The 15,277-nt window shown below is 55.9% G+C and carries 14 protein-coding genes; 9 read left to right on the top strand and 5 right to left on the bottom strand.

The window, feature by feature from the left end; genetic code table 11:
* Positions 1–101 precede the first annotated feature (101 nt).
* From U8U68_RS11335 to U8U68_RS11360, 6 genes are all read left to right on the top strand, one after another.
* A complete protein-coding gene (locus tag U8U68_RS11335; RefSeq protein ID WP_322200911.1) occupies positions 102–953 on the top strand; it encodes a sugar phosphate isomerase/epimerase family protein in 852 nt (283 codons plus the stop codon).
* Positions 954–986: 33 nt separating this feature from the next.
* A complete protein-coding gene (locus U8U68_RS11340; RefSeq protein WP_322200912.1) occupies positions 987–1,127 on the top strand; it encodes a hypothetical protein in 141 nt (46 codons plus the stop codon).
* Between the two features lie 51 nt (positions 1,128–1,178).
* Positions 1,179–1,949 carry an ABC transporter permease gene (locus U8U68_RS11345; RefSeq protein WP_322200913.1) on the top strand — a complete coding sequence of 257 codons (771 nt, stop codon included), beginning with the start codon at positions 1,179–1,181 and terminating at the stop codon, positions 1,947–1,949.
* Between the two features lie 172 nt (positions 1,950–2,121).
* Positions 2,122–2,856, top strand: coding sequence for a carbohydrate ABC transporter permease (locus tag U8U68_RS11350; protein WP_322200914.1), 735 nt, complete (start codon positions 2,122–2,124; stop codon positions 2,854–2,856).
* Positions 2,857–2,964: 108 nt separating this feature from the next.
* Positions 2,965–3,111: a hypothetical protein gene (locus tag U8U68_RS11355; RefSeq protein ID WP_322200915.1), complete on the top strand. Its 147-nt coding sequence runs from the start codon at positions 2,965–2,967 to the stop codon at positions 3,109–3,111.
* 63 nt (positions 3,112–3,174) lie between these two features.
* Positions 3,175–4,632, top strand: a complete 1,458-nt coding sequence (locus U8U68_RS11360; RefSeq protein ID WP_322200962.1) for an extracellular solute-binding protein — start codon at positions 3,175–3,177, stop codon at positions 4,630–4,632.
* A gap of 372 nt (positions 4,633–5,004) precedes the next feature.
* Here U8U68_RS11360 and U8U68_RS11365 read toward each other — a convergent pair whose 3' ends face one another.
* The 5 genes from U8U68_RS11365 to U8U68_RS11385 all read right to left on the bottom strand — a co-directional run bounded on the left by U8U68_RS11365 (position 5,005) and on the right by U8U68_RS11385 (position 11,199).
* Entirely contained in the window at positions 5,005–6,237 is a 1,233-nt protein-coding gene (locus U8U68_RS11365; protein ID WP_322200916.1) for an ROK family transcriptional regulator, read from the bottom strand.
* A 259-nt stretch (positions 6,238–6,496) separates the two neighbouring features.
* Entirely contained in the window at positions 6,497–7,993 is a 1,497-nt protein-coding gene (locus U8U68_RS11370) for a lactate racemase domain-containing protein (RefSeq protein ID WP_322200917.1), read from the bottom strand.
* Positions 7,990–8,850 (bottom strand): triose-phosphate isomerase family protein, encoded by an 861-nt coding sequence (locus tag U8U68_RS11375; protein ID WP_322200918.1) that lies wholly within the window; start codon positions 8,848–8,850, stop codon positions 7,990–7,992. Before U8U68_RS11375 ends, U8U68_RS11370 begins: the two co-directional genes overlap by 4 nt.
* A complete protein-coding gene (locus tag U8U68_RS11380) occupies positions 8,847–10,028 on the bottom strand; it encodes a diphosphate--fructose-6-phosphate 1-phosphotransferase (RefSeq protein WP_322200919.1) in 1,182 nt (393 codons plus the stop codon). Before U8U68_RS11380 ends, U8U68_RS11375 begins: the two co-directional genes overlap by 4 nt.
* Before the next feature lie 16 nt (positions 10,029–10,044).
* Positions 10,045–11,199 carry a class II fructose-bisphosphate aldolase gene (locus tag U8U68_RS11385; protein WP_322200920.1) on the bottom strand — a complete coding sequence of 385 codons (1,155 nt, stop codon included), beginning with the start codon at positions 11,197–11,199 and terminating at the stop codon, positions 10,045–10,047.
* A 1,014-nt stretch (positions 11,200–12,213) separates the two neighbouring features.
* On the opposite strand from U8U68_RS11385, the gene U8U68_RS11390 reads away from it, so the two are divergent.
* From U8U68_RS11390 to U8U68_RS11400, 3 genes are read left to right on the top strand one after another with little or no spacing between them, the layout of a single operon-like run.
* Positions 12,214–12,651, top strand: coding sequence for a DUF3879 family protein (locus U8U68_RS11390; RefSeq protein WP_322200921.1), 438 nt, complete (start codon positions 12,214–12,216; stop codon positions 12,649–12,651).
* A 22-nt stretch (positions 12,652–12,673) separates the two neighbouring features.
* Positions 12,674–14,422, top strand: a complete 1,749-nt coding sequence (locus U8U68_RS11395; RefSeq protein WP_322200922.1) for a sensor histidine kinase — start codon at positions 12,674–12,676, stop codon at positions 14,420–14,422.
* The gene (locus U8U68_RS11400) at positions 14,403–15,203 is read left to right on the top strand and encodes a helix-turn-helix domain-containing protein (RefSeq protein ID WP_322200923.1); all 801 of its coding nucleotides are present in this window, start codon (positions 14,403–14,405) and stop codon (positions 15,201–15,203) included. The genes U8U68_RS11395 and U8U68_RS11400 overlap by 20 nt, the downstream gene beginning before the upstream one ends.
* Positions 15,204–15,277: the final 74 nt, after the last annotated feature.

The raw sequence follows: 15,277 nt of genomic DNA on the forward strand, positions 1-15,277 counted from the left end.
CAATTGAGGCAAAAAGTACGCGCGTACTTTTTGAGAAGCAGGTTCCCCTGCTTCTCAAATCAAACACTGAATCACCACCCTATAAATAGGAGGATTATACGATGAAAATGAGTCTATTGACCAACAGTCTAACCGATGTTGGGGTAAAGCAGTTAGAGGTCATTGCGGACTGGGCGGCGGAAAACAGCATCCGCGAGCTGGACGTGGGCCCCGCCATTCCCATGGACCAGGCTGTGTTTGAGAAGGTTTTGGGCCAGGGCAAGGTGGAGATCCACACCATGATCTACTGCCGGAACTTCCTTAGTGAAAACGAAGAGGAGGCAAAGCTGCACCAGGACGCCCTAAAGGAGCGCATTCGCTTTGCCGGGGCCCTGGGCATTGAGAAGATCGTCTGTTCCACGGGCGTGACCAAAGCCGCCTTTGTGGGCATGGGCTTTCGGCCGGAGAACAGCGTGGATGCCTGTGTGGAGCTGGCCAAAGAATTTTTAGAGGAGGCGGAAAAGCACAATGTCCGTCTCTGCTGGGAAAACTGCCCCATGATGGGCAATATCGCCACCAGCCCCGACCTGTGGGAAATGCTCTTTGACCGGCTGAATAGCGACCACATCGGCCTGTGCTACGACCCCTCCCACCTGGTGTGGCAGATGATCGACCCCTATGAAAATATCTTTAAGTTTAAAGACAAGATTTTCCACTTCCACGCCAAGGACACCTATGTGGATTGGAACCAGCTGCGGACCCGGGGCGCCCTGCAAAACAGCAAGTGGTGGATGCACCGGCTGCCGGGCCTGGGAGACCTGGACTGGAACCGTATTGTGGACAGCCTGTACCAAACCGGCTACCTGGGCTCCATCTGTATTGAGCATGAGGACCCGGTGTGGAGCGGCACCGAGGACAAGGTGAAGCGTGGCATCCTAAAGACCCGAGACCATGTGTCTCAATTCTTTATGTAAGGGTGCGGGAACTATCAAACGGGAGGCATTCTGATGGCTAAGACGGGAATCATCCAAAACAATATCCGGCTGATGAGGCGTTCTGGCCGGAAGTATTGGCAGCTGTATCTGTGCCTGCTGCCAGTGCTGGCATATTTCATTGTGTTCCACTATCTGCCCATGTATGGCGTATAGATCGCCTTTCGGGACTTTAACCCCCTGGATGGCGTGACGGGAAGTAACTGGGTGGGGCTTAAGCATTTCCAGCGCTTTTTCAATTCCTATTATTTCCAGCGGCTGCTGGTAAACACCCTGGTGCTTAGCCTGTACCAGCTGGTGGTATCCTTTCCCATGCCAATTCTTTTGGCAATTATGCTCAACGAGCTGAATTCCAACAAATTTCGAAAAACCATGCAAATGGTGACCTATGCGCCCCACTTCCTTTCCGTAGTAGTAGTAGTAGTAGTAGTAGTAGTAGTAGTAGTAGTGGGCATGATGACCAACATGCTCTCGCCCCGCACAGGCATTGTAAACCATATGCTTAGTTCCCTGGGGGTAGAGCCCATCTTCTTTATGTCCGAGCCCGGGTGGTTCCGGCACCTGTACGTGTGGTCCGGGGTGTGGCAGAGCACGGGGTGGAGCTCTATCATCTACATAGCGGCTATTGCGGGCATTGATGCCAGCCTATATGAGGCGGCCATTGTGGACGGGGCCTCCCGGCTGAAGCGGATATGGCACATCACCCTGCCGGGGCTGCTGCCCACAGCCATTATTCTGCTGATTATGCAGTGCGGCAGCATTATGAGCATTGGCTTTGAAAAGGTGTACCTGATGCAGAATGACATGAACCTATCTACCTCTCAAATTATCTCTACCTATGTGTACGAGGCCGGCCTGGTAGACGCCCAGTTCTCCTTTGCGGCGGCCATTGACCTGTTCAATTCCGTCATCAACTGCGTGCTTCTGGTGATTGTGAACACGATCTCCAAAAAGGCAAGCGAAACCAGCCTATTCTAAGGAAAAGGGGGAGACAACATGATGAATAAGATCAAAAAGACCGGCAGCGACCGGGTGTTTGACACAGTGAATCTGGTGCTCTGCTCCATCCTTTTTTGTACTGGTGGCGTACCCGCTCATCTACGTGGTCAGCGCCTCCTTCTCAGACCCCTTCGCGGTTTTACAGGGGCAGATGAAGCTGATCCCTGTGGGGTTCACCCTGAATTCCTACGCCAAAATACTGGAGCACCAGGACATTCTGATTGGGTATAAAAATTCCATCATTCTGGTGGTGCTGGGCACGGGAATCAACTTTATCCTCACATTTTTCGGGGCATATACCCTATCCAAAAAGGACCTGTACGGGCGCACGGTGATTACCATGTTTTTCGCGTTCACCATGTTCTTTAACGGCGGCATGATCCCCCGGTACCTGGTGGTAAAAAGCTGCGGCCTGCTGGACACTGTGTGGGCCATGATCATCCCCGGGGCCATCTCCATGTACAACCTGGTGGTTATGCGCACCTTTTTCCAAAACAGTATCCCCGAGTCCCTCATTGAGGCAGCGGAAATAGACGGGGCCAGCAACTGGCAGATTATGTTTCGGGTGGTGCTGCCCCTGTCCAAATCCATTATCGCGGTGATCTGCCTGTTTTATGGGGTGGCCCACTGGAACCAGTATTTTCAGGCGCTGCTATATCTATCCACCCGGGAAAAGTTTCCGCTTCAGATATTCCTTCGGGAAATTCTCCTGCTCTCTCAGGTGCAGGACCTGGTGGACACCCAGGGATTCACAGAACAGGTGATGCAGGGCGAGGGAATTGAGTACTCCCTCATTATTGTGGCCAGCGTCCCGGTTCTGATGGTATATCCATTTATACAAAAGCATTTTGTCAAAGGCGTTATGTTGGGCGCAATCAAAGGTTAAGGAGGGATAAAAACAAGAAAGGCTTTTGGACGAAAACCAAAGCGGCGCCCATCTCTTTGGGCACGGGAAAACCTGTGAATCCATCACATTTTGAAAGGAATTGTCATTATGAAAAAAGTAAAAGTTCTGGCAGCTCTGCTTGCCGCTCTCTTGACATTGAGCGCCTGTACTTCCACAAACTCGGGCTCCTCTTCCGCTTCCACCAATTCCTCCACAGAGAGCAGCGGCGCCAAAAGCTCGGCGGTAAGCTCATAGGCCCAGGCGGAGGATAGCAATTTTAACGAGACGGGCTACCCCATTGTCAATGAGAAAATCACCATTACCGGTTTTGGCAACCAGAACGTCACCCACAAAGATTGGCAGGACGTATATTGCTTTACCAAGTATGAAGAGCTCTCCAACATCCACATTGAGTGGACAACCGCCCCCAACCAGGGCTATGCCGAAAAGAAAAACGTGCTGCTGGCTGGCGGCGAATACCCGGACATTTTCTACCGGGCGGGCCTTTCTGTGGGCGACCAGGTGAACTATGGCTCCAAAGGCCTGCTGGTGCCCATGAACGACTTGATCGACCAGTACGCCCCCAACCTGACCGCCCGTTTTGAAGAGGTGCCGGACATGAAGAAGTGCGTTACCATGCCGGACGGGAATATCTACACCCTGCCCTCTCGTTCTCTTTGCGAAGAGGGTACCGGAGAGTACAACTGGATCAACACCCGCTGGCTGGAAAATGTGAACATGGAAATGCCCACCACTTTGGCAGAGCTGGAGGCCGTGCTGGTGGCCTTTAAAGAGCAGGACGCCAACGGGAACGGCGACCCCAATGATGAGATTCCTTACTCTGACCGGGCCAGCGGAAACAGCATTCTCCACTCTACCAACGGCTCCTTTGGCATTGGCAGCTTGGGCCGGAACGTGCTTAGCTCTTACCTGGATCTGGACGAGTCCGGGAAGATCCGGATGTTTGCTGTTTCCGACAATTTCAAGGCCCAGCTTCAGTGGGTGAACGGCCTGTACAGCAAGGGCCTTATTGACCCCGAGATGTTCACCCAGGATATTCCTACCTTTACATCAAAGGGCGAACAGGACTTGATTGGCGCTGTGTTCCACAACAATAACCCCGAGATCATTGGCGCCCAGCACATGGACGAGTTCAAGGCAGCCCCACCCCTGGCCAATGAAGATGGCGCCCGGGTGTTTAATAATTTGGGCACCACCTTTGGCTCAGGCGCTTTCGCCATCTCCAGCACCAACCTCTACCCCAAGGAGAGTATGCGGTGGATTGACTACTACTACGGCGAAGAGGGCGCTAAGCTGCTGTGGCTGGGAGAGGAAGGCGTTACCTATATTGACAACGGCGACGGAACCTATGCCATGACCGAGTACGTGACCAACAACCCGGACGGCCTGAACCGTCCCCAGGCCATTGGCCAGTACGCCATTGGGTTTGCCGGCGGCGGCTGCCCGGTGTTCACCACCGAGGCTTTTGAGCGGGCCCGCCTGACAGACGCCTGCTTCGAGGCTTGGGACACGGTTATGCCCTATTATCAGGTAGAGGGCTTGGCCAGCTTCTCTTACACCACGGAAGAGCAGGACCGGCTGAACGCCCTGAGCGCCGACATTGTTACCTATGTGGACGAGACAAAGGTGCAGTTCATCACCGGCAAGCAGAGCTTTGACCAGTGGGACAGCTATGTGAAGAACATTGAGAACATGGGTCTGGAAGAATACGTCCAGATTCAGCAGGCCGCCTACGAGCGCTGGGCAAACTCCTAAACCGATTGGTGAAAGAACCTCCAGGGCGCGGCATTTGTAGTAAACCTACTTAAATATTGGTATTTACCGGTTTTTAAGCTGGGCGGCCAAGCCGCGTGGCGCGGGGGCGTTCCGCTCTCTTCCTTGGCTCGACAAGGGCGTTGTGGCAGCAAAGGCCCCCGCATACCTGCGAGAGTACCTGGTATGCGGGGACCTTATGCTGCTTCTACCGGGAGGGTCCACAACGAGTATTTTATGACGATATTTTGGCCTCCGGCGGCTTAGGGGCTTTGCCCCTAAGAACCCTACCACTTTTGAAAAAGTGGACAAAACTTTTATTGTGTCCGCTGCCAGAACATCGTGCGTATAACAGCGCGTTTGGACACTCCCCTTCTACCTGCCTTCTTGCAATACAAATTTTTGAATGGCCAGGGCCGCCGCGCCCTTGGCCGCGCGGAACTTATCGAAGGGGACAAATTCAATGTCCACTTCCTCCTCGTTTAACGAGAACAGGTTTTTCCTGGTCACGTCTATAAGCATCTGCCGGTTTTCCTGGCTCTGCATAATGCGGCCGTCCACAATCACCAGGGGCGGGTTGATAAGGTTAATCACATTGGCCAGCGTAATGCCCAGGTAGGTAACCGCGTCCTCCATAATCGAGCACACCACCCGGTCCCGGCTTTGCTGTACCTGCAAAATTTCTTCCATACTGGGGTTTAAGGGATCTTTGCACACAGTGCGCAGCAGGGTGGGAATGTCCGCCTGAATGGTTTGGATGCACCGGTTTCGAATGGCCAGCTCGCTGGAGACCCCCTCCAGGCACCCCCGGTTTCCACAGGTGGGGCAGGTGAACCCAAAGCGGTCCACCACCATGTGGCCCACCTCGCCGGCGCCGGCCATTTCCCCGGAATACAGCCGGTTCCTGATGACCAGAGGGCAGGCCACGCCCCGGGAGACGAGAAAATAGGCAAAGGTCTCGGGCCGCAGCTTGCCGCTGAACAGCTCTTCGCCCAGGGCGCAGCAGCGGGCGTTATTTTCCACCCGGCAGGGCAGGCCGGTTCGGGCGTTCAGGTCCTTTGCAACGGTTTTGTCCGCCCATTTATGAATGGCTCCATACCGCAAAACCCCATGGTGTCCATCCACAAAGCCCGGCAGGCCAATGCCCAGGCCCGCGATTTTTTCTTTTGGGGTTTGGGTTTTGTCCAGCAGATCCTCTACGTACTGGGACACCGCGTCCATGGCTTGTCCGTAGTCCTCTATCTCGTCCCGATACTGCTCCGCGTGCACCACCTGTCCCCGAAGATCCGTTAAACACAGCTGGGTGCCAAAGTACCCCCGCTCTACCCCTACTGCGTAGCGGGCGTCTGGAATAAAGTCCACCAGTACCCGCTTTCGGCCCAGAGTATGCTTAGAAGGCCGCTCCTCTTTTACCGAACCGGCCCGGCACTCCCGCACCAGGCCCTGCTGAAGCAGGCTGGCCACATTGGTGGAAATAGTGGGCGGGGTCAGCTGCAGCATCTCCGCGATCTCCGCCCGGCTGATGGGGCCGTACTTATAGATCGCCTCTTTAATGGACTCTGTGTTTCGCAGCTTCAGCTGTTCCAGATTGTTCCCTGCGTACGCCATGTTGATCTCTCCAATTTTGCAGCAATTTTTCTTTGCCCAGAGGCAAGGCGGCGTCTACATGCGTTTGAGTATGGAGATTTTTTGGAGCTGTTAGAAACATTGCGGGCGCGCTTTTTATACTCCAAGGTTTTTTGACAGGGAAAAAAGGAGAAAAAATCCCCTGCGAACCCCCGTGTAGACACTGCCTATGGCTGTTTGAATCAGCCTATCTCTTTCATTGTACACAAAATTTGGGGGTTATGCAATCAAATTTTTCCTCTTAGCCCCCGCAGGGGAAGGCCGGCGCGGCGTCCCGGCTGTGGCTGTTCTGGGTTGGGTCCTTCATGCACAGGTGCACTGCCGCTGTGGTGAAGGTTTTAGGCAGGGCCAGAATATTAGGGCTGGGCCCCACGTACTTTTTCATGGCGTCTGAGAGGGCCTCCTCAAAGGTGGCCCGGGTCTTTAGACCCATGCCCCGGGCAATGCCGGGCTCTCTGGCCCCCACAATATAGATGGCGCTGGTGTGCTCTTCGGCCAAGTGCCCGCAGCTCATCATGGAAAAGCCGTGGAAGGGGTGGAAGGCGTTGGCAAAGCGGTATTTGCGGATATACTCCTGGTTGGTGGCAAAATACTCCCCATAGCGGTTCATATCTGGCAGAATGTTCATGGAGTCGTGCTGGAACATCTTGTACAGCTCCCGCAAATAGGGCCAGCGCTCCTCGTGGAACCAGCCGTCGCAGATGCTGGACACAATAAACACGCAGCGGTCCGCCAGTACCCGTTTGTGGCGGATGACCTGGGCGCTGAGGGCCTGCATCATCTGGATGGGGTTGGTGCCCATGCCGTCTCCATAGTGGAAGTTGGTGGGCATCCCGAACACCACCACGTCGTACTTTTTCTCCGCCCAGTGGACATAGGTGCGCCGGTCCGCCATCTTCCAGCTGACGGGCTGCATCTCTTTCGCCCAGCCGGAGTGAATCTCAATCTGCCGGCTTTTGGTGTCCAGCACCGCGTCGCAGCAGAAGAATTTTTTCCCCATCTTCTCCTCCATCCACAGGCCCTGCTGGTCAAACTTCCGGCGCATCTCGCTGGCGGTGGATACGGGCACAAAGTCCGGCTGGTGCATCACCTGGGGCACATGATGGGCGGAGATGCTCCGCCAGTGGGTAATGCCCGTGGCGCAGTGCTTGTATCCCCCGGAATACCCGCCGTATGGGTTGCCCTGGGTGTGGCCGAGGAGAATGGCCACATCGGCGTCATACACATATTTGTTGAGAATCACGTGGTCTCCTTGGGGCGTAAAGCCCAGGTCCACCAAGTGGTCGTAGTCCTCGCTGTCGTGGCTGGTGATCTGCCCGCTGCCGTAAAACTCCCCAAAGAGCTCTTCCCCCAGGATGGCCCGCATCTCTGGCACCGTGGCCCTGGGGTGCAGGCCGTTGGAGAACAGCAGGAGCACGTCCTTTTTCTCCACGCCCGCCTGGTACAGCTCATCCAAGCAGGCCCGAATAGCCACCTTCCGGTGGCTGGTGGGCTGGCAGCCGCCCTTGACAATGTCCGGAATGACGAACACCACCCGGCTGCCCTTGTGGGCCAGCCGGTCCAGAGTCTCCATGCCAATGGGGTGCCGCAGGCTCTCCAGGGTGGCGGCGTACAGGCTGTCAAAGTCCTGGGGCAGGCAGGGCGGGTCCGGCACGGTCTCGCCGGGAATGAAAACATCGGTGTAGTCCGGCAGCTCCGCCTCCAAAAATCCGTGGCCGTATTCAAATGGCAGCTTCATGCTTTTTCTCCTTCCCCGCCCAGATACAGGCGGATGATTTCTAAGTATTCCTCTGGATAAAACCCGATTTCTCCAGAAAACCGGGTCAAGGCAATCAGCCCTCCGTCCACCTCTGGGATAGAGGCCAGCATGGCGGCGTTTTCGGCTTTCAGTCCGCCGCCGTAAACCAGCTCCAGGCCAGGGGCGTGGGACTTGACAAACCGGGCGATTTTTTGGATATAGTCCCGGTCCGCGGGTTTTTTCCCTGGGCCAATGCTCCACACCGGCTCATAGGCGACTACCACCCGGCTTTTGTCCACCCCGTCCAGGCCCAGGTCCAGCTGGGCGGCCAGGGTTTCCTGCCAGTGGCCCTGCTCTTCGCTCTTCTCGCCAATGCAGTACAGCACCGAGAGCCCAGCCCTTTGGGCCGCCCGGATCTCCCGGTTCAGCAGCCCGCACACCGCCCGGCTCGCCTGGGGCCCCGCGACCCCTGCTTCGGCCAAGATCTCCGCCTTGCCGCCGCGCTCTTCGCAGTGGCCGATGAGTACGCTCTCACACCCCAGCTCCAGGGCGGCGTGGGCAGTGCGGAAGGTGGTAAAGGCCCCAAAGTTCCCACCCGGCTGGGTGTCCGCCCAGTGCACGCCCTGGCACCCCAGGCGAATGGGGCTGTTCGCCATTTGGGCCCTGGCCGCCCCCAGTAGATGGGCCTCAGGAAGGTACATCACAAATTCGGCTTGCTTCGGGGAATAGGCCCGCAGCGCCTCCTGGGTTCGGGCCACAATAGTCCCGCCCCATTCCTCCATAGGCGCCAGCCGGTTGACCCCGCCATGGGCAGGACGAATGTCAAATCGTTTTAAATTGAGATAAATATGTTTCATATTCTGCCTCCTTCTGATCGAAAACTGACAAACCGGGGCAGTGGGCCCACCAGGGGCCGGACCCAGTCCTTAAAGGCCTGGGTGACCCCGTTGCCCGCTGCATTAATGAATTCCTCCGGCAGGGTCCGCTCGGTAAGCATTACCTGTTCCAGGGGAATTAGCACAGTCCGTACCCCGTATTCTGGGCCTGAAAGCCGCTCCAGCCCCAGCATCACCCCGGTTTTTCCAGCCACCGCCGCCTTTACCGCCTCCCGTCCGACCAGAACCGCTTCCTCCCGGTCTATATCACTCTGCCAAGCCATTGAGGCCCGGCTAAGCAGGCCGGGTTTTTCCGAGCGGGCCTTATACCCCAGATTTTTGATGATCAGGTTGGCCAGGTGGGCGCTGACATCCCCAAAGTAAGTGGCCCGGCCCACAGTCATCACCGGCTTCACCACAGGCTGGCCGTCCAGGCCTAGCAGGCCCTCGCTGGCCACCACCACGCCGCTGCCCTTTTGGGCAATGAGCCTGCCCACATCTTTTAAAAAGCGCCCCTCGTCAAAAGGCCTCTCTGGCATATAGATGAGGTCCGGCCCGCCCAGGCCGCTCTCTTCCGCCAGGGCGCTGGCCGCAGCCAGCCAGCCCGCGCCGCGGCCCATGGACTCCACCACCACCACGTGGATGGGCAGTCCCTGTACGTCGCAGCAGACCTCCGCCACGCTGGCCGCCATATACCGGGCCGCGCTGGCGTAGCCGGGGGCGTGGTCCGTAACAGCCAGGTCATTGTCCATGGTTTTGGGAATGCCCACCACCCGTACCTCTGTCCCCAGCTCCTGGCAGGCGGCGTATAGCTTGCCGCAGGCGTCCATACTGCCGTTGCCCCCGTTAAAGCATACCATGCCAATTTGGTGCTCCGCCAGGCTTTTTGCCAGGGACCGGTAGTCCTCTGGCGCCAAATGGTCCCGGCTGGTGCCAATGGCAGAGGACGGGCTGCGGGGCAGGGCTTCCAGCCGCCCTGCCTCCACCGCGCCCAGATCGATATAATTCCCCCGGGCCGCCGCCAGGCTGCCCCCCCGGGCGCCATAGATGCGGCCAATCTCCCGGTGGGTTTTGGCCTCGGTCACAGCCCCATACAGCGAAGCGTTCATCACCGCTGTAGGCGCGCCGCCGTGAATAATCAGCAAATTATTTCCCCGCATGTTCTTCATCCTCTCATTAGATGCCTTCTTTTCGGTAGCGCTCCGCCATCTGGTCCAGAGAAACCTGCTCCACTAGCGGGGCCCGGCCCACACTGCCGAACTCCACAATCAAGGTGCCCACCGCCTCTTGAACGCCCTGCGCCACGCAGCGGCAGACAGCGGCCACCTCCTGGTCCGGCACATTCCCGTACATCACTGTATCCATAATCGGGGTCAAAAAGGCCCGGGGGTCAAACTGTTCCGGCTTCTGCTCCAGCAGACGGTAAATTTCACCGATACGGGCACTGTCCCGCAGCTGGGGGCGCTGGACAAAGAGCTCCCGCAAATTTCTGGTCACTGCCAGCCGGATGTCTGTATCCACATTGATTTTGCCAATTCCGCAGGGGATGGTGGCCTTTAGCTCCCTTAAAGCAATGCCCCCGGTCTCTTCCAGCCTGCCGCCTAAACGGTTGATCTCCTCCACGATGTACCTGGGAACTGTGGAGGAGCCGTGGCTTACCAGCACACCGAAAATGCCCTCGTGCATCAGGCACTCCCGAATGGCGGTGGGAATCTCCCGGCGCAGCTTTACGTCCTTGCCCTTGGCCGCGCCGTGCTTGGTGCCGTAGCTGATGGCCAGGCAGTCTACCCGGGTTTTTTTAAAAAATTCCACCGCGTCCAGGGGATTAGTGTAGGTAGAAGCCGCGCTGAACACATGGTCTTCCACCCCGGCCAGCACCCCCAGCTCTCCTTCCACCGTAACGCCCCGCTGGTGGGCGTACTTGACTACCTCCCGGGTAAGCTCTACGTTTTGGTCAAAGGGTAGAGAGGAGCCGTCGATCATCACGGAAGTGTAGCCCCCGGCAATGGCCGCCTTTACGCTTTCCAGGTCCCGGCCGTGGTCCAGGTGAAGCACAACGGGCACTGGGGAAGGCGCCCCATATGCCTGTACCGCCCGGCCGATGTTTTTGGCCCTCGCGATTTTGTCTTCCACTGTGCCGTTTTGGAAGTCCGTCCTGCCGCCCATAAAGGCGTTGGCCAAGTCCGCGCCCTGAAGAATGGCCGGGCTGCGGAACATCTCGTGTACCTGGATCACAGCCTGGGCCTGGGCTACGGCGTTCACGTTAAAGGTGCCCTGGGCATAGCCATACCGTTGGGTGGCCTCCAATATGGGCCGAAGTGGCAATAACATGGTTTATCCGTCCCTTCCGTTTGTGGAAGCGCGCAAGGGATGGCTTCCCAGAATCACATTAATTAATAAATTTAATTATATATCTTTTTCCCTGGAAATGCAATACATAAAAACCATAAATCTTTCTCCCGTTCTCTATGCCTCCTGCACAAATTCCTATGGATGCGTTACATGGTAAAAGTTGTGCGCGGTGTGGAAGCTTGTCATGGTTTTTCCCTCGACCCTGTTTAAAAACGCCGAGATACAGTATGCTCTGACCAGAAACGGTGCTTTCGGCGTCAAAAATCCTGCGTTTCTCTGGTTTTCAAACAGACTCTAGCGTCAATGTTAAAAATGATTTTAGTGGGGCAAACTCCTATTATATATGGTTACGGAGTCAGGGCTTGCTGGAAAAATCCGGAAGGCCGTCTTTTGCCCATAAGAGGCTGTTTTCCCTATAAAAAATCCTTGTTAACCACAGAAATGGCAGAGCCGGAGTCTGTCTCCAAATTCGTCATTTTTTCTATATAAATAGATATTATTCTTTGTGTATTTGATGGAGTGTGTGCGAGCAAAAGGCGAATTTGAAGAATATGACAAATTCACTTGGGAAAACCGGGTGAATCTTATGCGGCTTTATAGAGAGATCCCTATGCCAGCCCCTTAAGTTCTGCCATAAAATGCCGATTTTGATAATAAAATGTAGTGCACTGTTTTAAGGGGATATACCTATTGGCTTTTCTGCTTTCCGGCAGGAAATCTCGGACCCGTTTGAAAAATCGCAAGCGCCGTCATTAGCGGTCCCTTCCAGCGCCGAAAATCCTCGCTGTACGGCGGTACAGCTTATGGTTTTCTCCTAATGTTTTCAAACAAGCCTTGGGTGAATAGACTTCTTGGGAAATAGAATCTGTCAAGAAATATGGCGCGGTCAACGGACGGCGACTGTTTCTTTGCTCCCGGAGGCTTTCTATGACTCAAAAATTGTTTTCACAAGAGGTCTAAATATAGAAACTTTAAGAAAAAGGAGGTCGTTCTATGACGATCAGACAATTGGCGCGAAGCCGGCAGCAGGAGCGTGCCGGACAGCTTGCCCAGGGCGGGCAGGGCAAACCCCATGTCAACCCCTATGGCACGCCGGGCATGAGCTTAAACCAGGCGGGCAATTATCGGAAAATAGTGCCAGTGGACAAAACGGTGGCGCGGCAGGTGAAGCGGATTGCCTTTGACCACATGAAAAATGGCTATGGGGTTAGCAACGGAGAGGACATCAGCGGCCTTATTCAGGGCTATGTCCTGTCCCTGGCCCCGGAAGAGCGGCTAAGCGCGTCTTGGACACTGAATGAGATGTTCCACACCGAGGCCACCCGGCTGGCGGGATTTGTCCGCCAGCACAATCCAGGCTGGGACTGGGGCGCGCCTTTTGATACCAGTATTTTAGAGGACTACCGGCAGGGCGTGGATATTACCGCGTAAATGGAGAAGGGGGAGGATTGCCATGGGTCCGGCACGAAGCAGGTCCTTTGGAAGCATGCTGCGCACCACGGTACTCTGTATGGTGCTGCCTTTGGCCGTGCTTCTTATTGTCAATTCCCTTTATTCCATCCAGGCGTTTAACCACCGGCTGGCCGAGTCGAACCAGCGCACAGTGGACGCCTGTGTCTGGCAGATTGAGGACCAGCTGGCGGCCATTGACGACGCCCTCATCGCCATTGTAGCCAGTAACTTGGACTTTCGCACCCTCTCCGGGGGCGCCTCCCAGCTACAGGCCCACCTGGCGTCTTATGCTCTTTACCAGCAGCTCAAGCCTCTGGCGGCCTCTTATACAGTAGCAAGGGCGTTTTTTATTTACAGCCACACCAGCGGCGCCGAGCGGGATATTTTTACCGAGGACTTCACATACCAGCACAAGCGGCAGATTCGCGGCTTTGTTCGGGAGGCCGTGGCACGGGACCAGTATGCCATGGGAATGGGATGGAACTGGGTAAAAATTGAGGACGAGGTGTATTTGCTGCGGTTTTATGGGAGCAATGGAACCTATTTGGTGGCTCTGGCCCCCCTGGACCAGCTGGTGGGCATTACAGAGTGGGAGCAGGAGCGGGAGGCCGTGGTCTCCTTTACCACCATGGAAAACCAGCCCCTGACCCAGCAGGCCTTTTTAGAGGAACAGAACATCCGCCTGCCCAAAGACTATGACTACCAGGGCTATTTTCTCTCTGGCTTTCCCCGGCGGTACATGATCATTGGCCGGCAGCTAACAGGCACCAACTGTAATCTGGTGTTTTTGGTAAGCGGGGCAGGATACCTGGAAGTTTTGGACCCTGTACAGATGATTCTTTTGGGGCTTTCTCTGCTCACGGTGCTCTGCGTGCCCGTGCTTCTGGTAGGGCTTAACCGGGAGATTGTCACCCCGGTGGAAAAGCTGAAACAGACCATGATCCGCATTCGGGAGGGAAACCTGGAGGCACAAGCGGATACCGGGGACCAGGTTTTAGAGTTTCAACAGATGTCTGAAACGTTTAATACCATGATCCAACAGATCAAGGAACTGAAAATTACCTCCTATGAAACAGAGATCCAGTGCCAAAAAGCCCAGCTGCAATATTTACAGTTGCAAATTCGGCCCCATTTCTTTTTAAATGGACTTAAAAATCTATATGCCCTGGCCCAGCAGCAGGACTGCGAGAAGATCCAGCGGATGATTCTGGCTTTTTCCAGGCATATCCGCGCCATGTTTCAGGACAGCATGGATTTTGTGCCCTTGGAGAAGGAGCTGGAGCATATTAAAACCTATATCGAGCTTCAGGCCCTCAGCTCTACCAGCACCCCCATCTGCCGCATCAGCGCGGAGCCCCGGCTGCTGGGGTTTTCCCTGCCGCCCCTCTCTTTGCAGACCCTGGTGGAAAACTCTGTGAAGCACCGGGCGGACACGGACCAGCCGCTGGAAATTGACGTAAAAGCCTTTGTGCTGAAAAGCGGAGGGGAGACCTACATTGACTTGTCTGTCAGCGACAACGGCCCCGGCTTTTCAGACGATGTGCTGCGAGAGATTAACGCGCCCTTTCAGGGCGAGTACACCCAGCACCATGTGGGGCTGAACAACATCAAAAAGCGCATAGAGCTGGCGTACGGCAGCCAGGTGGTGTACGCTTTTTATAACACCAATCCCGGCTGCGTGGCCGAGATTATGATTCCCATACAAAACCAGCTGAAAGAGGGGGAAAGCAATGAATGTCCTAGTGATTGACGACCAGCCAGAGGTGGTGCGGGGCCTGTTAAGCGGCGTAAACTGGCAGCGCGCCTGGGTGGAAAAGGCCTTTCCCGCCTACAGCCTAAAAGAAGCGCAAAACGTCTTTTTGCAAGAGCGGGTGGACATGCTGCTGTGCGACGTTGAGCTGCCGCCCCATAACGGCTTTGAGCTGCTGCGCTGGGCGCGCCAGCGCAAACCAGAGGTGGGCTGCATTTTTCTTACAGCCCACGCGGAGTTTGGCTATGCCCAAGAGGCCGTAAAGCTGGGATCTTTTGACTATATCTTGCAGCCCGCGCCTTATGAGGAGATCGAAGAAGCCCTAATTCGTGCGGCGGGCAAGCTGCAAGAAAGCGCCAAGCTGCGCCGCTACTACGCCTATGAGGAGTACCGCAGCAGCCAGGCCGCGGCCAGCCAGCCGCCGGAAGAGAGCCTGGGGCCTGTGCGCAAGGCGATGGAGTACATCCGCCGGAACCTGGACAAGGAGCTGAACCGGACCCAAATTGCCGAGATGGTGTATCTAAGCCCAGAGCATCTCTCCCGGCTTTTTAAGCGGGAGACCGGCGGCTCTTTAAGCGAGTATATACTGACCGAAAAAATGCGGGTGGCCCAGTCTTTGCTGGCGGATACGGACGTGCCGGTCAGCCTGGTGGCATCCCGGGTGGGGTACTGCAATTTTTCTTATTTTTCTCAGGTGTTCAAAAAATTCTGCGGCTGCTCGCCGGTGGAATACCGCGCCCGGCGCCATAAGCCCCGAGAGGAAATGGGAAAATCTGAATAACCAGACAGGCGTTCTTGCAAAGCACCCGCTGTTCCAGGCACCAGGCGGAGCAAATTTTCTCATGGTATTGAATA

The sequence above is a fragment of the Acutalibacter intestini genome (genome assembly GCF_034334985.1).
GTDB lineage: Bacteria > Bacillota > Clostridia > Oscillospirales > Acutalibacteraceae > Acutalibacter > Acutalibacter intestini.